The following is a 25,154-nucleotide window of genomic DNA, read 5'->3' as shown; positions in this document are numbered from 1 at the left end:
ATAATGCTGTGCGGCCAATGCGCGGCCATCACCGCGGATCAGGCGGGCGCGCCCGGGCATGAAAACCTGATCAGCCTGGGCTATGTCCGGTCGTTGCCGCTGGCGCAACGCGGCGTCACGCACGAGGCATTCACTTGTGGCGATTGCGGCGCCAACTGGGATTACCTGCACGACCGGCGCAACGTCGCGTCGGGTTGGACGCGCTGTGATCGCACCATGCCCGTCCTGCAACAGACGATCGATCCGCCGGAGGTTGAGGCCGCCTGAAAGTCGGCCGTCGCGCCTTACACCACGCGCGTATGCACCTGGCCCTCACGGAACCACGAATCCAAATTCGCCCGCATCAGGTCCGCCATCGCGCGGCGCGTTTCGTGGGTGCCGCTGGCGATGTGCGGCAGCATCACCACGTTGTCCATGGCGTTCAGTTCGGGGGGCGTGGCGGGTTCGTGCTCGAACACGTCCAGGCCGGCGCCGGCAATTCGCTTGTTCTGCAGCGCCGCCACCAGCGCGGCTTCATCGACGACCGTGCCGCGCGCGATATTGATCAGCCAGCCTTCGGCGCCCAGCGCATCCAGCACCTGCGCGTTCACCATGTGGCGCGTCGCGCCGCCGCCCGGGACGGCCAGCACCAGAAAGTCGCTTTGCGCGGCCAATTGGACGATGTCCGGGCAATAGCGGTAGCCCTCGGGCGCGTCGGGACGCGGCTTGCGGTTGGTGTACAGGATCTCCATGTCGAAGGCCTGCGCGCGGCGGGCAATCTGCAGGCCGATGTTGCCCAGGCCGACGATGCCGCAGCGCTTGCCGGTCATGCGCGAACCCAGGCCGAATCCTTCGGTGGGCCAGCGGCCGGCGCGCACGAAGCGGTCGGCTTCGGCGATGCGGCGCGAGACGGCCAGCATCAGCGCCAATGCCGTATCGGCGACGCAGGCGTCCAGCACGCCCGGCGTGTTGGTGACCACGACGTTGCGCGCCTTGGCCGCCGCGATGTCGATGGTGTCGTATCCCACGCCAAAACTGAAGATGCCTTCCAGGGCGGGCAGGGCGTCGATCAATTCCTTTGTCGCGCCGAAGCGGCCACTGGTGGCGATGCCGCGGATGGCGGCACCATGTTCGCGCAGCAGCGCCGCCGGGTCCTGCGCCTCCCAGAGGCGATGAACGCGGTAGCGCGATTCCAGATCGGCCACCAGTTCAGGCAGCAGGGCACCGACCATCAGCAGATCGGCGGCGGAAGCGGGAAGGGATGCAGTCATGGATACGGCTTGTCTAGGTAAGAAGGAAAGGCCCGCCGAGGCGGGCCGGGACCGGAATCAGTTGGTCTGGATGTTGCGGGACTTGATTATCTGCCCATAACGTTCGCGCTCGCTAGCGGCCAGATCCTGCAGCTCCTTAGGCGTCGAGCCGTGAGCCACGGCGCCCTGCGATTCAAGTTTGGCCTTGACGGCGGGATCGGCAGCCACGGCGCGGATCGCCTCGGACAGCTTGTCGATCACGGCCTGCGGCGTACCAGCAGGGGCCAGCACCGCCGTCCACGAGCCGCTCTGCGCATTCTTCACGCCGGCTTCGTCGATGGTTGGGACGTCCGGCATGGCGGGTGAGCGTGTGGACCCCGTCACCGCCAGCGCGCGCAGCTTGCCGGCCGTGACGTAGGGCATGGTCTCCAGGACGGACGCAAACAGCATGTCGACGCGGCCGGCCATCAGGTCGGTCATCGCGGGGCCGCCGCCCTTGTAGGGCACGTGCACCAGATCCACGCCGGTGGCCTCCTGGAAGATCTCGCCGGACAGGTGGGGCGCGCCGCCCGTGCCCGAGCTGGCGAAGGTGTGCTTGCCGGGCTGGGACTTGGTCAGCGTGACCAGTTCCGCCACGTTCTTGGCCGGCAGGCTGGCGGGCACCACCAGCACGAACGGCAGGTCCGAGAACAGCGACACGGGCGCGAACGCCTTGACCGGGTCGGAATGCAGCTTGTAGATCCACGGGTTGATCGCCAGCATGCCCGAGTTCGCGAACAGCAGCGTGTAGCCATCGGGCTGCGAACGGGCCACGAGGTCGGCGGCGATCTGGCCGCCGGCGCCCGGGCGGTTGTCCACCACGACCGACGACGAGAACTTTTCACCCAGGGCCGCGGCCAGCAGGCGCGCCGAGATATCGGTGCCGCCGCCAGGCGAGAAGGGGACGATGAGATTGATCGGGCGTTCCGGATAGCCTGCGGCGCTGGCCGCGTGCGGCACGGCAGCGGTGGCGGCCAGGGCCAGCGCCGCGGCGAGGAGCCGGACGCGGATCCGGGCGGTGTTCTTTGTCTCCATGGATTTTCTCTTTTATGGCGTTGATGGCGGCGGGGCCGCAAAAAATGGTGCTGCGGGTAAGGCTCCTGATGCTTCGCGGGCCGGAATCCGACCCTGTCGCCGAGTATAGGGACGCCTGTCCATGGATAGCCGTTCGAGCTATAAATAGCATCAATCAATTCAAGGATTGAATCGATGGAATTTCGCCAGCTCGAGTGCTTCATCGCCGTTGCCGAGGAATTGCACTTCGGCCGCGCCGCGGAGCGCCTTTGCATGACGCAACCGCCGCTGTCGCGCCAGATCCAGTTGCTGGAGCAGGACCTGGGCGTAACCCTGTTCGAGCGCAACAGCCGTCAGGTGGTGCTCAGCGCCGCCGGCCGGCGCTTCCTGCGGGACGCGCGCCACCTGTTGGAGTTTTCGGCGCAGGCCGCGGCTACCGCGCGCCGCACGTCCGGCGGCGAAGCCGGCCACATCCGATTGGGCTTCACAGCGGTGGCCTCGTATCGCCTGATGCCGTCGCTTATCGTGCAGGCGCGCAAGCTGCTGCCGGGCGTGGAGATCCAGTTGCGCGAAACCGTGACGACCGAGCTCAGCCGACTGCTGCTGGCCCATGAGCTGGACGCCATCCTGGCGCGCAGCGTGCCGCAGCAGGCAGGCATCGAGTCGCGCCTGCTTGAGCGTGAGCCGCTGGTGCTGGCGCTGCCCGCCGACTCGCCGTTGTGCGAGCACGCCATCGTGCCGCTGCGGTTGCTGCAGGGGCAGCCGTTTGTGCTGTATTCGCCCCGGGAAGGCAAGTATTTCTACGACCGTATCGTGGGCGCTTTCGGGCTGGTGGACGTGCAGCCGCAGTATGTGCAGCGTGCCGGGCAGACGCACACGTTGCTGGCGTTGGTGCGGGCCGGGCTGGGCGTGGGCCTCGTGCCGGATTCCGCGCGCGAGCTGCGTTTTGAAGGTGTCGTGTTCCGGCCGATCGGCCAGCGCGATCTCTATGCGGACATGTACCTCGCCTGGCACGCGCAGCACGACAACCCGGCGCTGGATGCGTTTCTGCAGCGCGTGGCCAAGCGGAACAGCCCGGAAACTGCCGGCGGCGCCGGACAGGCGTGAGCGAGCCTTCTATCTAGCGGCGTTTCGGGCGGTTCGGCGCGGACAACGGCGCGCCGACGTGGCTGGCCAACCAGTGTTCGATCTTGTCGTCCCGGCGGGCGGCCCAGTCCTTGCCGATTTCCACAATGAGCAGGTTGCGCGTGTCGCCGTAATCCTGCCCCGGCGCCTTCTGGAACATCTCGCGCCAGATCTCGGAAGCGACCAGTTCCGTCGTCACCAGCACGCCGATTCCCTTTGCGTCGATCCACAAGGGTGCTGCGCGCTCGTCAACGTGGGTCTTGATGTTTTCCAGGATTTTCTGCGCGAGCGCGGCATTGTCTTTGGACGCGGCGATCAGGACCAGATATTGCCGGTGCGAGCCAGACGGCTCGTCGGAATCGCCAAACGGATTTTCCATGATGCTTTCCTTTCGGGTGAACGTTGCCCGACAGACTGTAGTTCATCGGACAAGCGGGGTGGCGTGATGGGTCTGGAAATCCGGCCTTTTCACCCCGTCCAGGCCCGCGCGGGCGCTCTGGTCCTCCAGTTGTTGCGCCTGGGTCGAGCACGCGCTTAGCACCAATCTGCACGCGGAACCCGTCTGGTCGCGGCATGACCGCAGACTGTAATCCCCGGTCCGCTGTCGGTCCCATGTTTTCTCGCCGATGGCGACGATGTGTTGCGCGCCGTTCGCGGCCACTGCCACGCATTGGTTTCTGAAGCTGGCGTACACCGTGCAGGCCGCCCGGGGCTCGTCTTCCTGGCAAGCGGCGAGCGCGCTGCGGCGGGCCGCGGTGTCGGTGCCGTACAGGATCGAGGCGTAATAACGATAGGTCGAAGAGACGATCAGCGCGCCGTACAGGTCGGACGGCGCCGGCTGGGCGCTGGCCGCCGCGGTGCCGGCAATTGACACGAGCAAGCCCAATGCAAGGCGTGGCGCCATAGAAATCCCCTGGGATTGGTGTCGACAGTAGCGGAGCGGCGCCTGGCTTACCAGCCTCAATAAGACCGGCACGCCAAGACCAGCACCGCGGGACAAGCACCGTAGGACGAGCACCCCGCCAGACAGATCTATCAAGTTGAAACATCCATAGACCATCCAAGTGGATGGTCTATGATTCGTTCCATGCCGCCTCGCACCTCTCAACTCGCCTCCACGCCCAAGCCTGCAGACGAAAAAATCACAATCAATCTGGGTTACGTCGACCTGGGTCAGATTGATTTGCTCGTCCAGGAAGGGTTCTACGCCAACCGCACGGATCTGATCCGCACGGCCATTCGCAACCAACTTGCCACCCATGGCGACGCCGTGCGCCAGGCCGTCAGCCGCAAAACGCTGGTGCTCGGCATCCAGCACTACACCGCCCAGGATCTGCTTGCGGTTCAGGCCGCGGGCGAAATGCTTCAGATCCGGGTGCTGGGTCTGGCAACCATCGCCGCTGATGTCTCGCCCGAGCTCGCGCTCGCCACCATCGAATCCCTGACGGTACTGGGGGCGCTACATGCCAGCCCCGCCGTCAAAGCCGCCCTGCGTCAGCGCATCCGCTGACCCTTGCGGCGCAGCCAAAGGTCACCCTCATGCTCTCTGATTTCCAGCACCTCATGCACCGGGCTACCCAGCTCACCCAGGCCGGCGATCTGACGGCAGCTACCGCCGCCATTCAGACCGCCCTGCGAAACGGTTTGGCGCCCGCGCCGGCCCGGCAGGACGATGCCGATGTCATCGACGTCGAAGCCTGGGAAGTTCCGGATTCCGCCCGGGCCTCCGGCGCGGCGCCTCACGTTTCCGGCGACGCCGCTCAGCCGGCGCAGAAGCCTGCCGCCGCGGGCGATACGTTCACGGCGGGATCATTCCGTAATTCGTCCGGACAACGCGCCTACAAGCTGTATGTGCCGCCAAACCCGGATGGCGCGCCGCGTCCGCTGGTGGTCATGCTGCACGGCTGCACGCAGGACGCCGACGATTTCGCAGCGGGCACCGCCATGAATGCGGCCGCGCGCGAGCAGGGCTTTCATGTGCTGTATCCCGTGCAATCGCGCGACGCCAATCCGCAGAAGTGCTGGAACTGGTTCAAGCACAATCACCAGCAGCAAGGCCGGGGCGAGCCGTCCATTCTGGCCGGCATGACGCGCGAAGTGATCGCTGCCCACAACATTGATCCCACGCGCGTGTATGTCGCGGGCCTGTCGGCGGGCGGGGCCATGGCGGCGATTCTGGCCGGTGCCTATCCCGAGTTGTATGCCGCGGCAGGTGTGCATTCGGGGCTGGCTGCCGGCGCGGCGACGGATCTGCCGTCGGCGCTGTCCGCCATGAAGGGCGTGGGCCTGAAACCCGCCGCACCGGCCGGCAACGGCGTGCCGGTCATCGTGTTCCACGGCGACCGCGACGCTACCGTCAATCCTGCCAATGCCGACAACGTGATCGCGGCCAGCGTGGGGCCCGGCGCGCGCGTCGAAACCTTTCGGGTGGCAGGCCCGGGCAGCAAGCGCGACAGCACCCGGCATCTGTACCGCGATGCCGCGGGCAACATCGTCGCCGAACGCTGGGATGTCCACGGCGCCGGCCATGCCTGGGCAGGCGGATCGGATCAAGGGTCCTACACGGATCGGTCCGGTCCGGATGCGACGGCCGAGATGCTGCGATTCTTCTTCGCGCGCACCTCGCGCGCTCAGTGATTCGTTAACGTTCAAGCGCGGACATGGCGGCATGGATAACGGCCGATGTAGTATCGACCGTTATCCCCCTTTGCATGGGACCACGTTGCATGCAATCACCCTGAACGCGCCGTCAACCGGCGACTGGAGCACTGTGAAGATCGTCAAAATCATCGAAGACATGCGTCATGGCGAAGAGGTGCTGACGCGCGCACATGAAACCCCCACCGACGGCGACCTGCTCGCCGCCCTGGACAGGCTGGATGGCGCGGTCTTCAGCTCGACCGCCTTCGTGATTGACGACGACACGGTGCTGTCGATCGGCGGCGGCGATGGCGCCTATGTCGTGTTCATCTCTAGCGGCGGCGATACGCGGATACACACGCTGATCGACCCCGCCAAATCCGAGGATCACGACCAGGATCTGGTGGCCGGCGGCCAATCAGGCAGTTATCCGCAGTTCCAGTGCGTGGACCGTTCCAAGGCGGCTTCCGCGCTGTTGTACTTTCACGCGCATGGCGAGGCGTCGCCGGATTTGAACTGGGCTAGCGAATAGCCACCGGCTTGCCGTAGAACACCCGCGCGCACAGCAGACCGGCGACTGCGGCGGGCAGGGCGCCCATGAACAGCGGAAATCCCAGCGCTGCCAACGACCTGTCGCGCGTGCCGAACGTCAGCAAGAAGACAAAGGCATACGCCGCGCCAATGACCCCCATGCGCAGGACGGCCAGCCAGGACGGCGCCACCGGCTTGAGCGCGCCCGCCGTCATCCCGCAGAAGAGCGCCGGCAAGCCGCCAAACAGATACGCCCACGGCAGCCCATAGAGACCGAACAGGAGCAGTTCCGGATCCTTGGCGCCGATGGACATGGTCACGGCGATAAGCACAATGGCGACGGCCGGTCCCATGAATGCGAAGATCGCAGCGCCGGCCAGCATGTCGCGCGACATGACGCGGCCGGAGTCCTCGGGCCTGCGCTGCATGCGGCGGTAAATGACAGCGGCCAACGTAAACGCGAGAAGCAGGGCGCCAAAGACGTAGATCATCAGGTCAGTTCCGGGCTGTTTGGGTGAAAAGGCTGGGGACGGCCGGCGTGCCGCTTGCGGGTGTGCGTTCCGCAGGCGTGGGCCTGGCCGCCCGCATTGTGCGGGAATCGCGCCGCAAGCGCATCAAGGCATTTTTTTCTTGCCCAGCAACGTCAGCGTCAGACTGCGGCCTGTGCGCATGAAGGGATAGAGCGCCTTGGACAGGCACGCGTTGCTGAAGACGGTGGCGTTCAGGCGGTTGAATACATCGCTGCCCGTGCTGAGCAAGGCCAGCCGGTGGATGGCGTCCGCGCCCCAGTAGTCGCGGCCGTCCAGGTGCAACAGCATGCCTTGGTTCAGGTCATAGCCTTGCGCGCGATGGTGCGCGGCCAGGTCGGGATGGTCGCGCATGTTCAGCATGGCGATGGGCCCGGCGGCCTTGCGCAGCCGCATCATCCGCACGTAGTTCGAGCAGAAGGGGCAATCGCCGTCATAGAGAAGGTAGTTTTCGTCGGACTGCATCGTCGGGATCCGTCGGGGTTTGCAGAAACATACCGCAAAAATCCGTTCGGGCGGTCCGCAAGCGCGGTGCCGACGAGCGCGCTGTCGAAATGCGCGCGGCCGGCAAGCGCGGGAAATGGCGCCCTCAGCCGCCCCGATGTCCGTGATAGCGCGGCGCCGCCACGGCGCGCGTGTTCTCCTTGTGCTGGGAACCGACCAGCGCCTTGCGCCGGGCTTCTTCGTGCTGGTGATCGGACTTTGCGCGCTCTTTGTCCGCATGCGGCGGCGCATGCGTGTCGGGCGCGGCGGCCGGGACCGCAGGATGGGGATCGGGGCGGGAAGTCGTGGGCGTCATGGTGCGTACCTGCAAAGGCAACGCGGCATATGCCGCGTTTTCACGTTACGCCCGCGCTCCGCGATTCTCCAGGCTTCAATTGCAACAGCGTGCGCGCTGCTCAGGTCCGCGGACGACGAGCCGGCGATTCCCGGTCCTGCGACCGCCATCCCGCGCGCAATTCGGCAATCCGGCGCAGCGCGTGCTGTGACATCTTCCACCACCCGAATGGCCGCGGGTCCGCCAGCATGCTCATGGCACGGGCGTAGTCCAGAGTCAGGCCGGGGGTCCAGGCCATCGTGAGGGCACGCTTGCGGATTTGCGCGGCCACCCAGAGTTCAGGCGTCAGCAATAGGCGGATCAGCACCCGCCAGCCGGCCTCGCCGCCATGCAGGCGTCCCACGACGCCATCCAGCGCGGCGTCCAGCGCCCGCGATACGGTGCTCGAGCAGTTGCGGTGAGTGAGGTTGTAGGTGGCGTTCTTGCGGTATTCCTGCCAGAAGGCCGCCAACTTGTCCGCGTCGTAGTTGCGGATCCGCACGCGTACGTTCGACGGGCGCCAGGCATTCGACTCGGTCGCGTAATCGGGTTGATAGACCCCCGGAATGTCGTTGTCGGCCGTGGCGCGAAGCAGTGCGCCGAAGTCGTCGGGCGATCGGTCGATTTCCTCTTTTGGGTACAGGCTGATGTAGACGCCCTCGGGCGATTCCAACGCGGCGTGGCCGGTGGAGATGACGCCGTTGACGTCGACCGCTGCGATGTAGCGGTCCACCAGCGGATAGCTGCGGGTCTGCGCCTTGGCCGAGCCCGATGGGGTCCAGACGTGGACGGTCAGCGCGCGCTCGGAATCGGCGGGCGGGCCATCCCAGATTTGCGGCGCGGCCTGTTCCGGCGCGGCCGGCGCAAAGCCCATCGACTGCGTGGCGGCAAAGGCGGGGTTCGAAGCCAGATGCCGGACGCGGCGCGCCAGCCATAGCAGCTTCGCGCCGGCAATGCCGAGAAACAGCCCAAGGCAGTAGGGCACGGTGCCGATGTAATTCGTGGGATAAGGCTGGAAGAAGAAGATCGCCAGCAGGATTTCCGCCACGCCGCCGGTGAACGCGTAGCGCCAGCGCTCGTAGCGCACGACGTACCCCGCGATGCACTGCAGCAACCCATCCACCAGGAACAGCGCGCCAAAGATCATCGACAGGACAAAGTGTCCGTGATGATGCCCCGCCAGAATCAGTCCGCCGGCGATCAGGACGAACAGTCCCTTCGCATAGCGCAGCACGCGCTGGCCCCCGACGCCGCTGGAAGCGATCAGCAGCGTGCCCAGACCTTCGACGATGAAGAGGACGGCAAAGGCGTTGAGCGGAAAGTAGGGGGCGCCGTCCAGGGCATCGATGAACACGACGATACCGGCCGCGAGGAACACCGCGCCCGCGATGGCCAGCGCGCGCCAGCGCTGGCGCAGGTAAGGGACTCCCAACAGAAGCAAGACCAGCTGCGGCATGGCGGCAACCCCTGCAAAGTCGATAACGCGTACACGAACATAAAAGCAGCCGGGCGCGCGCGTCAATCCGTGCCGGGCGGCCACGCCAGATTCAGCGCGTAGTGGCGAACATCCTCCGGCCACTGCGCAACGTGCCGCGCGTAGGCGTCGCGTTCATCGGCATACAGCGCACGCGTCGCGTCCTCGAAACCCGGCAGGTCGCCGGCCAGGCTCGACATGAATCGGTAGGCGGCCTCCTGGCGTTGGCGCCGCGCATCCTGCGCCTCGTTGTCGCGGCGGGCTTGCTCCACAAGCTTGCGCAGCGCCACCGACGCGCCGCCGGGTTGGGCGCTCAGCCAATCCCAATGGCGAGGCAACAGGGTGACTTCGCGCGGCACAACACCCAGCTTCGGGCGGCCTCGGCCGCGCGGGGCGTCATCCGGCTGCGCGTTGGTCGTCTGGGCGTCGTCAATCGCGGGGGTGGCAATGTCCGTCGGCGTGTGCCGGGCGACGATCTGCGCATCATCGCCGCTCAAGTCCAGGTCGACCTGTTTGCCGGTCACGTCGTGGAAAACAAGCACTGCGTCATTGCGGCGCGCGTCCAGCGCCTGCTTGACGGCCAGCGCCACGTCGGCGAGCGAGCCCGATGCCAGGATCCGGTGGCCTTCGAAAGCGGTGTGGGAATCGGGAAACGGGGAGGTCATGTTTTTATCCGGGTAAATTGATGGGGTGGATTATTGTCCTCGTAAAAATCTCTGTCAATAAAATCCGGATAAAAATCCGACGCGCGTGAACCACGTCGTCAGCGAGTGTCATAAATATCCATCCCAACCTATGGTTAACACCTAGTCAAATCATGCTGGCGGCGTATAATCTTGCTTTGCGCCCGGAGTTACCCATGCGTCTCGTTCAAAAAGCGCTCACCTTCGACGATGTGTTGTTGGTGCCTGCGTATTCCGAGGTGTTGCCGCGCGACACCTCCCTGGCCACGCGCCTGACTCGCAATATCAGCCTGAACATCCCCCTCGTGTCCGCCGCCATGGACACCGTCACCGAATCGCGTCTGGCCATCGCCATGGCGCAAGAAGGCGGCATCGGGATCATCCACAAGAATCTCTCCGCCGACGCCCAAGCGCGTGAAGTGGCTCGCGTCAAGCGCCACGAGTTCGGCATCGTGATCGATCCGGTCACCGTCACCCCCCAGATGAAAGTGCGCGACGCCATTGCGTTGCAGCGCCAGCATGGCATCTCGGGCCTGCCGGTCGTCGAAGGCCGCAAGCTGGTCGGCATCGTCACCAACCGCGATCTGCGCTTCGAAGAAAACCTGGATCAGCCCCTGCGCAACATCATGACGCCGCAGGAACGCCTGGTCACCATGAAGGAAGGCGCCACGCTCGAAGAAGCGCAGGCCCTGATGCACAAGCACCGTCTGGAACGCGTGCTGATCGTGAACGACGGCTTTGAACTGCGTGGCCTGGCCACCGTCAAGGACATCGTCAAGAACACCGAACATCCGATGGCCAGCAAGGACGCCCAAGGCCAGCTGCGCGTTGGCGCGGCGGTGGGCGTGGGCGGCAACACCGAAGAACGTGTCGAAAAGCTGGTCGGGGCCGGCGTCGACGTGCTCATCGTCGACACCGCGCATGGCCACTCCAAGGGTGTGCTCGAAGGCGTGCGCTGGGTCAAGCAGAACTACCCCAAGGTTGAAGTCATCGGCGGCAACATCGCCACCGCAGCCGCCGCGCGCGCGCTGGTCGAACACGGCGCCGACGGCGTCAAGGTCGGCATCGGCCCAGGCTCCATCTGCACCACGCGTATCGTGGCCGGCGTCGGCGTGCCGCAAATTCACGCCATCTCCGAAGTCGCCAAGGCGCTGGAAGGCACGGGCGTTCCGCTCATCGCCGACGGCGGCATCCGCTACTCGGGCGACGTAGCCAAGGCGCTGGCCGCCGGCGCGTTCTCGTGCATGATGGGCGGCATGTTCGCCGGCACCGAAGAAGCGCCCGGCGAAGTCGTGCTGTTCCAAGGCCGGTCGTACAAGTCGTACCGCGGCATGGGCAGCCTGGGCGCCATGACGGAAGGCTCGGCCGACCGCTACTTCCAGGACCCGGCCAACAACGCCGACAAGCTGGTCCCTGAAGGCATCGAAGGCCGCGTCCCCTACAAGGGCAGCGTGCTCGCCATCATTTACCAACTGGTCGGCGGCATCCGCGCCTCCATGGGCTACTGCGGCGCCGCCACCATCGACGACATGCGCACCAAGACCGAGTTCGTGGAGATCACCTCCGCGGGCGTGCGCGAGTCCCACGTGCACGACGTGCAGATCACCAAGGAAGCGCCCAACTACCGCGCCGACTGATCCGCACAGTCAACTACAATGTCATGCATCACGCACCGGCAGATCCGCAAAGAACAGCGGGTCTGCCGGTGCGGTTTTATTTCCAACGGGTAGAGTCTCCATGCACCAGCGCATTCTTATCCTCGACTACGGTTCGCAAGTCACCCAGCTGATCGCCCGCCGCGTCCGCGAAGCCGGCGTCTATTCCGAAGTCCACCCTGGCGACGTCGACGACGCCTTCGTGCGCGAACAGCAGGCGCAGGGTCTGAAGGGCATCATCCTGTCCGGCAGCCACGCTTCGGCCTACGAAGAAGGCTCCATGCGCGTGCCGCACGCCGTGTTCGAGCTGGGCGTTCCCGTGCTGGGCATCTGCTACGGCATGCAGTCCATGGCGCAGCAACTGGGCGGCGTGGTCAGCTTTTCCGACCACCGCGAATTCGGCTACGCCGAAGTCCGCGCCCACGGCCACACCAAACTGCTTGAAGGCCTGGAAGACTTCAGCACGCCCGAAGGCCACGGCATGCTCAAGGTCTGGATGAGCCACGGCGACAAGGTCACCGAGCTGCCCCCGGGCTTCAAGCTGATGGCCTCCACGCCGTCCTGCCCCATCGCCGGCATGGCCGACGAAGACCGCCGCTTCTACGCCGTCCAGTTCCACCCCGAAGTCACGCACACCGTCCAGGGCAAGGCCATGCTGGCCCGCTTCGTGAACGAAATCTGCGAATGCACGGGCGACTGGAACATGCCCGACTACGTCTCTGAAGCCGTCGCCCGCATCCGCGAGCAGGTCGGCACCGACGAAGTCATCCTGGGCCTGTCCGGCGGCGTGGACTCCTCGGTTGCCGCGGCACTGATCCACAAGGCCATCGGCGACCAGCTCACCTGCGTCTTCGTCGACCACGGCCTGCTGCGCCTGGACGAAGGCAAGCAGGTCATGCAGACCTTCGCCGAAAACATGGGTGTGAAGATCATTCACGTCGATGCTACCGCACAATTCATGGGCAAGCTGGCCGGCGTCGCCGACCCCGAAGCCAAGCGCAAGATCATCGGCCGCGAATTCGTCGAAGTCTTCCAGGAACAGGCCGGCAAGCAGCAGAGCGCCAAGTGGCTGGCCCAGGGCACGATCTATCCCGACGTCATCGAATCTGCCGGCGCCAAGACGGGCAAGGCCACGTCGATCAAGTCGCACCACAACGTGGGCGGCCTGCCGGATACGCTGAACCTGCAACTGCTGGAACCGCTGCGCGAACTGTTCAAGGACGAAGTCCGCGAACTGGGCGTGGCGCTGGGTCTGCCGCCGCAGATGGTGTATCGCCACCCGTTCCCGGGTCCGGGTCTGGGCGTGCGGATTCTGGGCGAAGTGAAGCATGAGTACGCTGAACTGTTGCGCCGTGCCGATGCGATCTTTATTGAAGAGCTGCGTAATACCAAGGACGAGGCCAGCGGCCTGACCTGGTACGAGCTGACCTCGCAGGCGTTCGCCGTGTTCCTGCCGGTCAAGTCGGTGGGGGTTATGGGTGACGGGCGTACGTATGAGTATGTCGTGGCGCTGCGTGCGGTGCAGACGTTTGACTTCATGACTGCGGATTGGGCGCCGCTGCCGCATCCGTTGTTGGCTCGCGTTTCGTCGCGGATTATCAATGAAGTGCGCGGGATCAATCGGGTGGTTTACGACGTGTCGAGCAAGCCGCCGGCCACGATTGAGTGGGAGTAAACCCGCGGCCGGCACAGACCGGCATCAAGCAGTAAGCATTACGCCGAAAGCCCGCTTAAACGCGGGCTTTCGGCATTTGCGCCGGGCGGCCTTTAGTGGTGTCGCGTTATTTCTTGCTCCGTGACCATCCCCAGACACAACCATAGAAACCCAAGGTGAATATGGGCGCCGTTACCGCGGCGGACAGGAGGCTTCTGTCGAACGGGAGAAGCCGTACGTAGCACGCAGTCAGAAACACCGTAGCGAAGCAGACCAGGAAAAAGCCGATCGCAGTCCGTCTTACGTTGGGTTTGGAAGATAGCGCACTCTTTCTGGCACTTGAGGAGGCAATGAAGATCAAGACGGTGTTCGTGGCAATCATGAGGACTTCATCGTTAGTCATGGGGCGCGTTCAAATAACCGTGATGTTGGCGGGGAGGCTACAGGGCCGCGAAAAGGGATGCCAATAGGAATAATCCGATTCGCAGCGGCGCTGTTGAACGCCAAGGCCGCTCATCGCGTACTCCTTAAATGGTGACCGACCATTGATATACTGCCCGATCTCATTTAGGTAACACCCCACAGGAGATATCGGATGCGTTGGAAGGCCCTTGCACTTGGCTTGATGACTGTTAGTGGTACGTCGGTGGCTGCAACGGACAGCACTCAAACCTTACAGCAGGCCTTGAAGCAAGTACCGCAGGTGCTCTTGAGCGCCCCTGAAGCGATACAGATATCCTTCCTCGACGTGCAAGCGTGGCGTGGCCTTGAAAAAGATGGACCCACCGCCGACGCCATGCGCCGGTTGTCCATCGCGCAGGCCATCCCTCCGCTTCAATCCATCGGCTTCGGGCTGGACAAATGGTCCGCCAACGCGCATATCCCTTTCGATGAGTTGTCCTATTTCGCCGGCTTCGGTCAGTCGCCCAGCAATGTCACCTACTGGGGGCTGAAGGACAAACAATCCGCTGCAAAGTTTGTTGATCGCCTGAAGCAGGCCGAGTTCAAACCGGTAAATGGCGAGGTGGCCGGTCTGTTGGCAAACGGCGAACCGAATAAGCCTGATATGACCAAAGCCACCGGGCAGCAGCCATGGCGGGGCACGATGGGCATGCCGACGTTTGTCTTGCCGCTTGAAGCAGCGTTGGTGCAGGCCGGGGGGGCGACGGGAATGAAGGTTCTGTCTCAGCCCGCGCCGTCCGTTGCAGACAGCGAGATTGTCGGTGCTGCTGTGGCCGGCTTGAAGGACGCGGTGCCTTCGGATGGCGGCCGCATCGTGCAGGCGGCTGTCATCTCGCCCGTATTTGGTCTGCAAGGGGTCGATCCGGCCAAGGTGTTGTCGGGTTCGCCCGGCGATCTGGAGAGCGCGAAGCAGAAGCTTCAAGCGGCCGCGGCGTCCAGCGGGCGCGGCATTCCGCCTTACTTTGCGGGCATCATTGCGGACGTGCAGGTCAAGGATGTGCCTGCCGTTGTGATTTCTCTGTCCTACGCCGATTGCGCCGCAGCCCAGCAGGCGGTCGATGGTGTTGGCGCTGCGTGGAAGCAGGGCATGGCCGATGCGGTGCAGGCCGATGTGAAGGGTCGGACCGTCCAGGCTGGCAAGCTGTGCGCGGCGGTCGTCAGTCTGACTGCTCCGAAAGCAGAGAATGCGGGCAACCCGATTCTGACGCAGATCATGAACCGCTATATGCAGCGCGACGCTTCGGTTTTGCAGATCGGTTCGCCGCAGTAGTGGCTAATCGATTGCCGAATCTGCGACTTGATGCGCAGATTCGGCAATCCGTGCAGTGCGCTGGTGGGGGGCACGCGGCATACCGTGTCGCCACTCAGCGGCCTGCAAAATGCCATGCAATGCACTTCATGCGCCCGTTCCGCCATCAATGGCCGGGACAAAGACCCTCGATGACTCGACGTGCGTGAAGGATGAACGCCTCGGTTTCAGCCGCATGCCGTTCCGCCAAATCGTCCTGCGCCTGCCCAAGATAAATGGCCTGCGCGTGGTTGAGAACCGGTCGATAAACAGGTTCAATCCGCTCCTGTAGCCACGTTGCCGCGTCCGACTTCGACGCGATTTCCCCAGACACAGCGGTGTACCAGATACGCGCCAGCGCCAGGATGATGTTTCGCTCGTCGTCCGCCCAGTCCTCCGGTTGGTTCCATTGGGCGACCGTATCCAGCAGAGCGCGCGTCAGATCTTGGCGCGGCACGGCGTCAAAGATCTGATCCGCGCGCGGACCGACGACCGGGGTGCTGTGGCCCAACACCTTGGTCAGCACGATGGCGAGGTCGTGGTCCAGCATGGGCGGTTCCACGATGCCAGCCAGCAAATCCTCGCGCAGCCATTCGCTAAACTGAAGCTCTCGGCGGGCCGGGTGGCGCCAAGGGACGGCATGCTGAAGCGTCATCACGGTGACTTCAAGTGCGCGCAAACTTGGCGACTGGCCGGGCGGCGCGGAGACCGCCAGCAGGTCCATCGCCAAGGCCCGCAGCGTGGCCGCATCGGGCGGCTCGGTCACGGTGACGAGCAGGTCGATATCGCTGTGAGGTTGCAGCCCGCCGTCGATGGCGGAGCCGAAAAGATGGATGGCGATGAGGCGCGTTCCGAGATGGCGTTCGATGATGCGTCTGGCGTCATCGATCTGCGGTGCGATTGCGATAGGCGGCGCTTGGGTCATGCAAGGATAATAGCCAAGCGTCCGCTCGTTCGGTAGTGGGATGACCTGGGTGAGCGATCCGTGTCTATCTCGCGCTGTCGGACGAGCGCGTCGAGCGATCCGTATCCTTCGGTAGTCCGATGGCCGCAACGACGAACCCGTATCCCTCCAGAGCAGTCCGTCGGCCGCCACTAGCCAGTCCGTTCCCATAACAGTCCTTCCCAAAGTTTCATGACCAACTATCCCCAACTTTTCAGTCTTCAAGGCAAGATCGCCGTCGTGCTGGGCGCGGCGTCCGGTATCGGTCAGGCGTCGGCGCACGCGCTGGGCGCGATGGGCGCTTATGTGATGTGCGCGGACCGCGACGAAGGCGGCGCGCAAACCACGGCGCAGCAGATCATTGATGGCGGCGGCGCGGCCGGCTGGATGCAGACCGATGCGGCCAGCGGCGAATCCATCGCGGCGTTGGCCGCCAAGGTGCTGGACGAGAAAAAGAAAATCGACATTGCGGTCGCGACGCCGGCGCTGAACATCCGCAAGCTGATCGTCGATTACACGGAAGACGAATTCGATCAGGTAGTCAATCTGAACCTGCGCGGCGCGTTTCATTTCATGCGCCACTTCGGCCGGCCGATGATGAAGCAGGGCGCGGGTAGCCTGATCCTGTGTTCGTCGATGCGCGCTGTGACGATCGAGCCCGGGCTGGGGATCTATGCGGCCACCAAAGCGGGCATCGAGCAGATGGTCAAGGCGTTCGCGGCTGAGGTCGGCAGTTACGGTGTGCGCGTCAATGCGGTGATGCCGAGCATCATCGAGACCCGTCTGACCGAGCCGCTGAAGGAACGTCCCGACATCTACAACACCTACGCCGGCAACACTGTGCTGAACCGCTGGGGCCAGCCGTCCGAGGTGGGCGCTGCGGTGGCGTTTCTGGCGTCGGATGCCGCGAGCTATATCTCGGGCAGCAGCCTGGCGGTGGATGCGGGCTGGACGGCGATCGACGGGCCGCCCACGGGGCTGACGCAGACCCGGCCATCTGAATAACGCGGTGGCGCTCGGTGGCGTTACGATGGTGACCCTTTGGTTCCATCGCACGCCGGCCTGACTGGCCGGTATGCCGCTACCGACTTTCAACGCCAGGCCGTTCAGACGCGCGAGGCCTTGCCCGGAGAATGCTCACGTGATGACGTTTGAATCGCAGAAGGGAAAATACTTCGTCCTTAGCGCAAGCCTTTGGCGCGATGGCATTGGCCCGGGCCTGGTAATCGCCAACGAGGAAAAGCTGATTCGGCCCGGCATGTACACGATGGAAGCACCCGACGGCGATCCTTCACAATATTGCGAACGGCCGCACATCGTCCATGTGCTGGAAAAAGGCGGGGCGCTTCGACAATTCGAGCAGTGGTGCGGCATCTGGATCGTCTCGGAGCCGTTGAGGCAGGTCTTCGAGTCGGTCGATCCTGAGGCCTTTGTATTCAGCGCTTGCGACTATACGCAGGCCGACGGCTCGCCGGGGCCGCAATACTATTTTTGCAATGTGATGCGCACGCTCGACGCGCTGGATGTGGACGCGTCGCGGGTCAAGAAAAAGTACGACCGGAATTTCCTGACCGGCGAAGACGAGCTGTATTACAGCGTCGTGGGCGGCGCCAATCTCGTATTTCGAGACGAGCGCGTCGGCAATGCGCACATATTCCGCCAGACGCTGATGTCGATCGACCCGGTGGTCGACCGGGTGATGTATGACGCGCTGTGTGCCGCGGATTTGGATGGCGTGCGGCTGCGGGACGCGGCGGATTTTTGATCATTCAGATCGGCGTTGTTAAATCAGCAGTTGGCTTGGAGTGTCGGGTAGCAAAGCTATGGCATCGGTATTCGTTCTTGGTGAAGATAAAACGCGGCAGATCCGCGACTGGACACTCCACTGGAGCGACAAGCACCAGAAGCTGGTGCTGACGTGCCAGTTTCCTTCGGGCAAGTCCTTCAGCCGCCCCATCAGCGATTGCCGGGTGGAGCCGACCCGTGAACTGAACGACGTGTTGCGCACGAAGAAGGGAAGCGCCGTGGCCAAGCCCGTCGAGAGGGCGACGGTCTACGGTGAAAAATACGTCGCCATCGAGTATCCGGGCGCTTCCAGAATTTATGTGGACAAGCTTGCGGACATCGAACTTGCTCCACAGGCGCCGTCGCGGGACGGGGACGTATTCCAGTATTTCGTTGCAGTGGCGAATGGCCGCGAGGACGCGGCAACCGGGGACCAGAAGATGGTCGCGGCGAATGTGACCCGGCAGCTGGACCGATTGCCGCCGCGCGCGGACACTGCGTTGCATGCCTACTGCACGGGGCAGAACGCGCAGCGACAGGCTGCGGGCGACCTGATTTTTCCGTTTGGCGTCAATGAAAGCCAGTTGGCGGCAGTGAATCGCGCGTTTGAGGCGCAGGTAAGCGTGATCGAAGGACCGCCAGGCACGGGCAAGACGCAGACCATCCTCAATATCATCGCGAATATCCTGTTGCGGGGCCAAACGGTAGCAATCCTGTCCAACAACAATTCCGCTGTGGGGAACGTCTACGAAAAGCTCGGTAAGTGCGGACTGGACTACCTGGTGGCCTGCCTTGGCAGCAAAAAGAACCGAGAGGATTTTTTTGCTGCCCAGCCTGCAGTGCCGGCGGGCGACCCAGCGTTGCCGCCGAGCATGGAGTCGCTGCAGAAGACGCTGGCGCAGCTAAAGCAATTCCTCACGGCACACAACGCCGCGGCGAGGCTCAGGGCAGAAATCGACGAAGTGTCGGTCGAGCAGCGTTACCTGAGGCAATGGCAGGAGGAAAACCCAAACCAGGGCGGTGAGTCCCTGCGTAGGCTCAAGCTGTCTGCGCAGAAGATGGCGGATCTGATGGCCTATCTGACGCAGCTTGGCGACGGGCGCATCGGGTTAAGGAATCGGCTTGACCTGTTTGTGCACTTCAAGATATTCCGCGTCAAAGCCTTTGGGGATGGAGAGCGGCGTCGTGCAGCGGTCCATGCTTTGCAGATGCGGTATTACGACCGCTTGCTCGACGAGAAGAACGCGGAGTTGGCTGCCTGCGAAGCCGTATTGGCCGGCGGAAACTTCAATGCGCTGCTGCAAGACATGACCACGCGGTCGATGTCGTATCTGAAAGCGCATCTTCATCAGCACGTGCACGACGCCGCGCCATTTGAACCGGACATGTACCGCCGCCACTTCGACGCTTTCCTCAAGCGCTTTCCGATCCTCACCAGCAGCACGCATTCGATCGTCAATTCCATTGAGTCGGGCGCGGTGCTTGACTACGTCATCATTGATGAGGCTTCCCAGCAAGACATCGTGCCGGGGATTCTGGCGCTGGGATGCGCGAAGAACGCCGTCATCGTTGGCGACAGCAAACAGCTTGCGCATATCCCGTCGGGTGTTGCGTTAGCAGCGCCTGCGGCTGAGTACGATTGCGAAAAGCACAGCCTACTGAATTCCAGCATTGGCGTGTTCAAAGGGACATTGCCCAGGACGCTGCTGAAAGAGCACTATCGCTGCCATTCCAGAATTATCCAGTTCTGCAATCAGCAGTTTTACGGCAACGAACTCATCCCGATGAACAGCGACACAAGCGACGGCGCGTTAAGGCTTGTCGTGACCGCCAAGGGCAATCATTCGCGCGGAAACACCAATCTTCGCGAACTGGATTCCCTGATGGCATCACTGGAAGCGCCGAGCCTGGATGGCGCGTGGCAGGATGGAGCAAGAGGGTTCATTGCACCGTTCCGAGCACAGGTGGTCTTGTCCGGATCGCATCTGCCCAGCAACTTTGTGCGTGACACCGTGCACAAGTTTCAAGGGCGGGAATGCGACGAGATCGTCTTTTCCACGGTGCTCGATAAAAAGCGCGAGAACGAAAAGCGGATCGAGTTTGTCGATGACGCACGCATGGTCAATGTGGCGGTGTCCCGTGCCAAGCAGCGGTTCACGTTGGTGACGGGAGACGACGTCTTTACGGCTGGAAATGGGCCGATTGCCGCATTGATCCGCTATATGGAGTATTACGCAGACGAAAAGCAGATCCTGCGCGCGCCCGTGGTGTCGGCCTTTGACTTGCTGTATAGCGAATATGACAAGTCGCTTGATCGGCTTGCTACTCGGTTGAGGCAGAAAGATTCCGAATACAGATCCGAGCGCATCGTGGCTGCGTTGCTGCGCGACGCGCTATCTGAACCCTCCTGCGCAGCGCTGATGTTCCATTCGCAGGTCCCGCTCAATCAAGTCGCGGCGACGTCCAATCCTGGCCTGACGGCACGCGAACGCGAGTTCATGGGACAGGGCGCAAGCTGCGATTTCGTGATCTATTTCAGGGTGGGCAAGACGCCCGTGGGAGTGATCGAAGTCGATGGCGGCGCGCATGGCACGCTCGAGCAATCGGAGCGGGATGCCTTGAAGGACAGCATCCTGGAAAAAAGCGGCGTCGCCGTGCTCCGGCTCAAGACGGTGGAGAGCCGCATCGAAGAACGGATTGGACAGTTTCTCTTGACCTGGGCGATGCGCGAGGCTGCGTAAGCCAGGGTGGGGCAGCCGGCTCGGGGGCAGGCTGGCCGTCTGAATGCGAGTTAACCCGCCCGCCCCATGATGCTCAGCGCCACAGCCTCCGCAATCTTGATCCCATCCACCCCCGCCGACAGAATCCCGCCCGCATAACCCGCGCCTTCTCCCGCCGGAAACAATCCCTGCGTGTTGATGCTCTCCAGCGTCTCGTTGTCCCGCTTGATGCGAATCGGCGACGACGTCCGCGTTTCCACACCCGTCAGCACGGCATCGGGCATATTGAAGCCCTTGATGTTCTTGTCGAACGCCGGCAAGGCCTCGCGAATGGCGGTGATGGCGAAATCGGGCAGCGCGGTGGCCAGGTCGGTCAGGTGGACGCCGGGCGTGTAAGACGGCTGCACGGAACCGAATTCCGTCGATGCCTTGCCTTCCAGGAAATCACCCACCAACTGTCCCGGCGCACTGTAGTTGCGGCCGCCCAGCTCGAAGGCCTGCGATTCCCACTTGCGCTGGAAGTCGACACCGGCCAGCACATGCTCCGGGTAATCGACCTCGGGCGAAATCCCCACGACGATGCCCGCATTCGCATTGCGTTCGTTCCGCGAGTACTGGCTCATGCCGTTGGTGACGACGCGGTTCGGTTCTGAAGTGGCCGCGACGACCGTGCCGCCGGGGCACATACAGAAGCTATAGACGGAGCGGCCGTTGCTGGCGTGATGGACCAGTTTGTAGTCGGCGGCGCCCAGGATGGGGTGGCCGGCGTTGGGGCCGAAGCGCGCGCGGTCGATGAGCGATTGCGGGTGTTCGATCCGGAAGCCGATGGAGAAGGGCTTGGCTTCCATGAAGACGCCCTGGTCGTTCAGCATCTGGAAGGTGTCGCGCGCGCTGTGGCCGATGGCGAGGACGACGTGGTCGGCTTCGATGTGTTCGCCGTTCGCGAGCGTGACGCCGGTGACCTTGCCGTTTTCGCGGTGCAGCGTTTCAACCCGGCTGGAGAAGCGGACTTCGCCGCCCAGCTTGGTGATGGTGTCGCGCATGACTTCGACCATGCCGACCAGGCGGAATGTGCCGATGTGGGGCTTGCTGACGTAAAGGATTTCTTCGGGCGCGCCGGCCAGGACGAATTCCTTGAGGACCTTTTCGCCGTAGTGCTTCGGGTCCTTGATCTGGCTGTAGAGCTTGCCGTCCGAGAATGTGCCGGCGCCGCCTTCGCCGAACTGGACGTTGGAGTCCGGGTTCAGGACGCGTTTGCGCCACAGGCCCCAGGTGTCCTTGGTGCGTTCGCGCACGGCCTTGCCGCGTTCCAGGATGATGGGCTTGAAGCCCATTTGCGCCAGGACGAGGCCGGCAAACAGGCCACAGGGGCCGGTGCCGATGACGATGGGACGCTTGGTGAGCGTGGCGGGCGCCTGGGCGACGAATTTGTATTCGGTGTCCGGAGACGGCTTGACGTTGCGGTCGTCGTGAAAGCGTTTGAGGATCGCGGCTTCGTTGGCGACGTCGACATCCAGCGCGTAGATCAGCAGGATGTTGTGCTTTTTGCGCGCGTCGTAGCTGCGCAGGAAGATGGTGAAGCCGTTCAGGTCGCTGGCCGGAATGCCCAGTTTCTTGAGGATTGCCGCGGGCAGTTCCTCGGGCGTGTGGTTCAACGGCAGCTTGATTTCAGACAGACGCAACATGCTTGGGGTCCAGACAGATGGGCGATCACAACGTCGCCAAACGCGGATTGTACTGGACAGCAGCTGTGGGTAAGCCCGGCCTGCGCAGCCGGGCCGACCCGTTTTTACCGCTGCGCCTCCCCCGCGCGCCACCACGCCGTTCCCGCTTGCGGCGCCCCGATATCGACGCGCTCTCCCATGACCGGTGTGGCCAGATCGACGCCATGGTCCCGCGCCAATGCCGTGATGCGCTCGAACGGCTGCTCCCACGGATGCATGGCCAGGTCGAAGGTGCCGTTGTGGATCGGCAGCAGCCAGCGGCCGCGCAGGTCCAGGTGCGCCTGAAGGGTCTCTTCGGGCTGCATGTGGACGAAGGCCCAGCGCGCGTCGTACGCGCCGGTCTCCATGAGGGTCAGGTCGAAGGGGCCGTAAGCGTCGCCGATGGCCTTGAAGCCGTCGAAGTAGCCGGTGTCGCCGCTGAAGAAGACGCGCAGGTCGGCGTCCTGGATGACCCACGAGGCCCACAGGCTGCGGTCGCTGTCAGTGAGACCGCGGCCGGAGAAGTGCTGGGCGGGCGTGGCGGTCAGGCGCAGGCCGTCGACCTCGGTGGACTGCCACCAGTCCAATTGCTCGACGCGGGCGGGGTCGATGCCCCAGGCCACCAGTTGGTCGCCGACGCCGAGCGGCGCGATGAAGCGCGCGGTCTTGCTCGCAAGCTGTGCGATGGCGGCGCGGTCGAGATGGTCGTAATGGTTGTGGGACAGGATGACGCCTGCGATCGGAGGCAGGTCGTCGGTGCTGATGGGCGGTGCATGAAAGCGTGCGGGGCCGGCCCATTGCACGGGCGAAGCACGTTCGGAGAAGACCGGGTCGGTCAGCCAGAAGCGTCCGCGCAGTTTCATGAGGATGGTGGAATGTCCAAGCCGGTAAAGGCTGCGGTCCGGGGCGGCTTCCAGGGCTGCGCGGTCCAGCGGGCGCACGGGGATGGCGATGTCGGGAACCGTGCCGCGTGGTTTGGCAAAGAGGACGGTCCAGGCAAGCTTGACGCCTTTCCAGAAGCCCATGGCGGGGCGCGGCCGCGGATTGCTGAAACGTCCGTCGCGCTGTTGGGGGGATTGCGGATAAAGCGGCAAGGCGCGGCGGTTGCAGGCGGAGAGGACGGTCACGGCGGGTTATCCCATGAGATTCAAAAAATGGCGCGATCGCGGCAAACCGCTCGTGCCAAAAATTACACTGCACAGTGTAGTTTCCAAAATCAGAAAAGTACACCGCTCGGTGTAGAATTTCGCCCATGTCGACGAAAGCTCCCGATTCCGCCAAGGAACGCCCGCCCAAACGCCTGACCGACCGCAAGCGCGAGGACATCGTGCGCGCGGCAGTGGAGGAATTCCGCACCGCGGGGTTCGAGGCCACCAGCATGGACCGCATCGCCCAGGCCGCTGGCGTGTCCAAGCGCACGGTCTATAACCATTTCCCGAGCAAGGAGGCGCTGTTCGCGCTGATGCTGGAGCAGTTGTGGACCAGCAGCGCGGCCAGCGTCGACATGGCCTACCAGACCGACCTTCCGCTCGCCCAGCAATTGCGGCAGTTGTTGATGCAGAAACTGGAGTTGCTGGGCGACGCCAGCTTCATTGATCTGGCGCGGGTTGCCATGGCGGAGATCATTCATTCGCCAGATCGCGCACAGGACATTGTTTGCCGGATGGACGAGAAGGGCAGTGGGGTGACGGCGTGGATTCAGGCGGCGATAGCGGACGGGCGCCTGAAAGCAGTTGACCCGGCTTTTGCGGGCCAACAATTGGAAGGGCTGGTGAAGAGCTTTGCGTTCTGGCCGCAGGTCACACTAGGACAGCCACCGCTGAAAAAGGCGGAGCGCGAGCGCGTGGCGGATTCGGCGGTTGGAATGTTCCTGGGCTACTACGCGCAGGCTAAATGAGTCTGCGTGTGTTCGACGGTTGAGCGCTGCGCGCCGCCGCAACGCGCGTCAGAAAAGCTTCAGCGCCTGCGCCACCCACAGCGCCAAGCCGATCGCGACGCCAATCAGAAGTGTCTTACGCAGCCCGCCGCCTGTAGGTACCGCGCCTGGCGCCGGACCGGCCTCAACGCTCTCAGTGGATACGCGTGGCGACGGGCTCGCCGCCGCGTCGGGCGATTCAGTTTCGATGGTGAATACGGGCTTGGCCTGCCGTTCAGGCATCAAGCTACTCATGTCCTTGCTGTCCAAGCCCGAGTCGCGCAGCATGTCCCACAGACCTTCCATGGCCTGGCCATTGCGCAGGGCCTCGATGCGCTCGCGCTCGGCGCGGGGCACCTCGTCCAGGCTGCCGTAGCGGCGTCCGTTCACCGTCACGACCCCGTCGTCGATCTGGACGTTGAACGTTTCGCCGTTTTCGGTGCCCGAATAGCGCCACGATTCACTGACCGTCACGCCATCCATCCCGCCGTCCAGCAGGGCTTCAATATGCGTGCGCTGCTCGGGCGTGAGGTCCGTTGTGGAAGTCCAGCTGCGGGTGGTCGTCGAACTGCGCCAAGTCTTTGTGTTGTCGTTCATGTGGGATCTGTCATGGGTTGCAGGCGCCGCCGGCTGGGCAGTTGCCTTGGCCTTCACGCATCGCGCAATGCCGCGCAAATATACCGAATCCATTCACCTTGCTGTCAGAAAAGCCTGCATTTGCGGGCTTCTTACGTTGTCCTTAATGCAAAAGACTTTCCCACGTCAAGAAATTCCATCTGATACGGTCGAACGAGCGGATCAGAAGCGCATAATGCCGACACCTGCTCTTACGTCCCTTTTCAAAGAGCAGTGTTGATTTTGAGCAAGAAAAGAGCGTGTTGTCACTAGCTCGGGCAGTTCGTGTTTCCAGGTTTCATGTTCGGTAGCGCGCTAGGACAACTTGGAGTAAT

Annotated in this window: 25 protein-coding genes; 12 read left to right on the top strand and 13 right to left on the bottom strand. The window is 63.6% G+C overall.

Annotated features, from left to right (window positions below):
• Nucleotides 1–3 precede the first annotated feature (3 nt).
• Nucleotides 4–267, top strand: coding sequence for a hypothetical protein (locus tag RT697_RS06895; RefSeq protein ID WP_313697696.1), 264 nt, complete (start codon nucleotides 4–6; stop codon nucleotides 265–267).
• A 17-nt stretch (nucleotides 268–284) separates the two neighbouring features.
• On the opposite strand, the gene RT697_RS06890 is transcribed toward RT697_RS06895, so the two are convergent.
• Nucleotides 285–1,250, bottom strand: coding sequence for a 2-hydroxyacid dehydrogenase (locus tag RT697_RS06890; protein WP_313697675.1), 966 nt, complete (start codon nucleotides 1,248–1,250; stop codon nucleotides 285–287).
• A gap of 57 nt (nucleotides 1,251–1,307) precedes the next feature.
• The gene (locus tag RT697_RS06885; protein ID WP_312439014.1) at nucleotides 1,308–2,303 is read right to left on the bottom strand and encodes a tripartite tricarboxylate transporter substrate binding protein; all 996 of its coding nucleotides are present in this window, start codon (nucleotides 2,301–2,303) and stop codon (nucleotides 1,308–1,310) included.
• 174 nt (nucleotides 2,304–2,477) lie between these two features.
• On the opposite strand from RT697_RS06885, the gene RT697_RS06880 reads away from it, so the two are divergent.
• Nucleotides 2,478–3,389, top strand: coding sequence for a LysR family transcriptional regulator (locus RT697_RS06880; RefSeq protein WP_313697673.1), 912 nt, complete (start codon nucleotides 2,478–2,480; stop codon nucleotides 3,387–3,389).
• A gap of 13 nt (nucleotides 3,390–3,402) precedes the next feature.
• On the opposite strand, the gene RT697_RS06875 is transcribed toward RT697_RS06880, so the two are convergent.
• Nucleotides 3,403–3,786: a hypothetical protein gene (locus RT697_RS06875; RefSeq protein ID WP_313697671.1), complete on the bottom strand. Its 384-nt coding sequence runs from the start codon at nucleotides 3,784–3,786 to the stop codon at nucleotides 3,403–3,405.
• A gap of 42 nt (nucleotides 3,787–3,828) precedes the next feature.
• Nucleotides 3,829–4,311, bottom strand: coding sequence for a DUF4189 domain-containing protein (locus RT697_RS06870; RefSeq protein WP_313697669.1), 483 nt, complete (start codon nucleotides 4,309–4,311; stop codon nucleotides 3,829–3,831).
• A gap of 183 nt (nucleotides 4,312–4,494) precedes the next feature.
• Here RT697_RS06870 and RT697_RS06865 point away from each other — a divergent pair, with 183 nt between their 5' ends.
• The 3 genes from RT697_RS06865 (at nucleotide 4,495) to RT697_RS06855 (ending at nucleotide 6,579) form a co-directional block, all read left to right on the top strand.
• The gene (locus tag RT697_RS06865; RefSeq protein WP_313697668.1) at nucleotides 4,495–4,917 is read left to right on the top strand and encodes a CopG family transcriptional regulator; all 423 of its coding nucleotides are present in this window, start codon (nucleotides 4,495–4,497) and stop codon (nucleotides 4,915–4,917) included.
• Nucleotides 4,918–4,946: 29 nt separating this feature from the next.
• On the top strand, nucleotides 4,947–6,044 hold the full coding sequence (locus RT697_RS06860) for a PHB depolymerase family esterase (RefSeq protein WP_313697666.1): 1,098 nt from the start codon (nucleotides 4,947–4,949) through the stop codon (nucleotides 6,042–6,044).
• A 133-nt stretch (nucleotides 6,045–6,177) separates the two neighbouring features.
• Entirely contained in the window at nucleotides 6,178–6,579 is a 402-nt protein-coding gene (locus RT697_RS06855) for an Imm1 family immunity protein (RefSeq protein ID WP_313697664.1), read from the top strand.
• Here the strand turns inward: RT697_RS06855 and RT697_RS06850 are convergent.
• From RT697_RS06850 to RT697_RS06830, 5 genes are all read right to left on the bottom strand, one after another.
• A complete protein-coding gene (locus RT697_RS06850; protein ID WP_313697662.1) occupies nucleotides 6,569–7,069 on the bottom strand; it encodes a hypothetical protein in 501 nt (166 codons plus the stop codon). The two genes, RT697_RS06855 and RT697_RS06850, sit on opposite strands and share 11 nt — an antisense overlap.
• A gap of 123 nt (nucleotides 7,070–7,192) precedes the next feature.
• Nucleotides 7,193–7,570 carry a DCC1-like thiol-disulfide oxidoreductase family protein gene (locus RT697_RS06845; protein ID WP_313697660.1) on the bottom strand — a complete coding sequence of 126 codons (378 nt, stop codon included), beginning with the start codon at nucleotides 7,568–7,570 and terminating at the stop codon, nucleotides 7,193–7,195.
• 124 nt (nucleotides 7,571–7,694) lie between these two features.
• Nucleotides 7,695–7,904, bottom strand: coding sequence for a hypothetical protein (locus tag RT697_RS06840; RefSeq protein ID WP_313697658.1), 210 nt, complete (start codon nucleotides 7,902–7,904; stop codon nucleotides 7,695–7,697).
• Nucleotides 7,905–8,004: 100 nt separating this feature from the next.
• Nucleotides 8,005–9,378 (bottom strand): DUF308 domain-containing protein, encoded by a 1,374-nt coding sequence (locus RT697_RS06835; RefSeq protein WP_313697657.1) that lies wholly within the window; start codon nucleotides 9,376–9,378, stop codon nucleotides 8,005–8,007.
• 62 nt (nucleotides 9,379–9,440) lie between these two features.
• Entirely contained in the window at nucleotides 9,441–10,061 is a 621-nt protein-coding gene (locus RT697_RS06830; RefSeq protein WP_313697655.1) for a DUF2239 family protein, read from the bottom strand.
• A 194-nt stretch (nucleotides 10,062–10,255) separates the two neighbouring features.
• On the opposite strand from RT697_RS06830, the gene guaB reads away from it, so the two are divergent.
• The 3 genes from guaB to RT697_RS06815 all read left to right on the top strand — a co-directional run bounded on the left by guaB (nucleotide 10,256) and on the right by RT697_RS06815 (nucleotide 15,120).
• On the top strand, nucleotides 10,256–11,716 hold the full coding sequence (gene guaB, locus RT697_RS06825) for an IMP dehydrogenase (protein WP_313697653.1): 1,461 nt from the start codon (nucleotides 10,256–10,258) through the stop codon (nucleotides 11,714–11,716).
• Nucleotides 11,717–11,816: 100 nt separating this feature from the next.
• Entirely contained in the window at nucleotides 11,817–13,409 is a 1,593-nt protein-coding gene (gene guaA / locus RT697_RS06820; protein ID WP_105239307.1) for a glutamine-hydrolyzing GMP synthase, read from the top strand.
• A 574-nt stretch (nucleotides 13,410–13,983) separates the two neighbouring features.
• Nucleotides 13,984–15,120, top strand: a complete 1,137-nt coding sequence (locus RT697_RS06815; protein ID WP_313697651.1) for a hypothetical protein — start codon at nucleotides 13,984–13,986, stop codon at nucleotides 15,118–15,120.
• A 145-nt stretch (nucleotides 15,121–15,265) separates the two neighbouring features.
• Here RT697_RS06815 and RT697_RS06810 read toward each other — a convergent pair whose 3' ends face one another.
• Entirely contained in the window at nucleotides 15,266–16,063 is a 798-nt protein-coding gene (locus RT697_RS06810) for an aminoglycoside adenylyltransferase family protein (protein ID WP_313697649.1), read from the bottom strand.
• A gap of 210 nt (nucleotides 16,064–16,273) precedes the next feature.
• Here RT697_RS06810 and RT697_RS06805 point away from each other — a divergent pair, with 210 nt between their 5' ends.
• The 3 genes from RT697_RS06805 to RT697_RS06795 all read left to right on the top strand — a co-directional run bounded on the left by RT697_RS06805 (nucleotide 16,274) and on the right by RT697_RS06795 (nucleotide 20,607).
• Complete coding sequence (locus tag RT697_RS06805; protein WP_313697647.1) at nucleotides 16,274–17,086, top strand: SDR family NAD(P)-dependent oxidoreductase; 813 nt, start codon at nucleotides 16,274–16,276, stop codon at nucleotides 17,084–17,086.
• Between the two features lie 139 nt (nucleotides 17,087–17,225).
• The gene (locus RT697_RS06800; RefSeq protein ID WP_313697694.1) at nucleotides 17,226–17,846 is read left to right on the top strand and encodes an imm11 family protein; all 621 of its coding nucleotides are present in this window, start codon (nucleotides 17,226–17,228) and stop codon (nucleotides 17,844–17,846) included.
• A 58-nt stretch (nucleotides 17,847–17,904) separates the two neighbouring features.
• A complete protein-coding gene (locus RT697_RS06795) occupies nucleotides 17,905–20,607 on the top strand; it encodes an AAA domain-containing protein (protein WP_313697645.1) in 2,703 nt (900 codons plus the stop codon).
• A gap of 50 nt (nucleotides 20,608–20,657) precedes the next feature.
• Here the strand turns inward: RT697_RS06795 and RT697_RS06790 are convergent, their stop codons facing one another.
• Complete coding sequence (locus tag RT697_RS06790) at nucleotides 20,658–22,271, bottom strand: NAD(P)/FAD-dependent oxidoreductase (RefSeq protein WP_313697643.1); 1,614 nt, start codon at nucleotides 22,269–22,271, stop codon at nucleotides 20,658–20,660.
• Nucleotides 22,272–22,375: 104 nt separating this feature from the next.
• A complete protein-coding gene (locus RT697_RS06785; protein ID WP_313697642.1) occupies nucleotides 22,376–23,416 on the bottom strand; it encodes an MBL fold metallo-hydrolase in 1,041 nt (346 codons plus the stop codon).
• A 125-nt stretch (nucleotides 23,417–23,541) separates the two neighbouring features.
• On the opposite strand from RT697_RS06785, the gene RT697_RS06780 reads away from it, so the two are divergent.
• Nucleotides 23,542–24,186, top strand: coding sequence for a TetR/AcrR family transcriptional regulator (locus tag RT697_RS06780; RefSeq protein ID WP_313697640.1), 645 nt, complete (start codon nucleotides 23,542–23,544; stop codon nucleotides 24,184–24,186).
• A 48-nt stretch (nucleotides 24,187–24,234) separates the two neighbouring features.
• Here the strand turns inward: RT697_RS06780 and RT697_RS06775 are convergent, their stop codons facing one another.
• Nucleotides 24,235–24,801, bottom strand: coding sequence for a hypothetical protein (locus RT697_RS06775; RefSeq protein ID WP_313697638.1), 567 nt, complete (start codon nucleotides 24,799–24,801; stop codon nucleotides 24,235–24,237).
• Nucleotides 24,802–25,154: the final 353 nt, after the last annotated feature.

The sequence above is a fragment of the Achromobacter sp. genome, from assembly GCF_032113835.1.
Taxonomy (GTDB): Bacteria; Pseudomonadota; Gammaproteobacteria; order Burkholderiales; family Burkholderiaceae_B; genus Achromobacter.
Note: the sequence above shows the minus strand (reverse complement) of the source record. Positions and strands in the feature narration are given on the sequence as shown.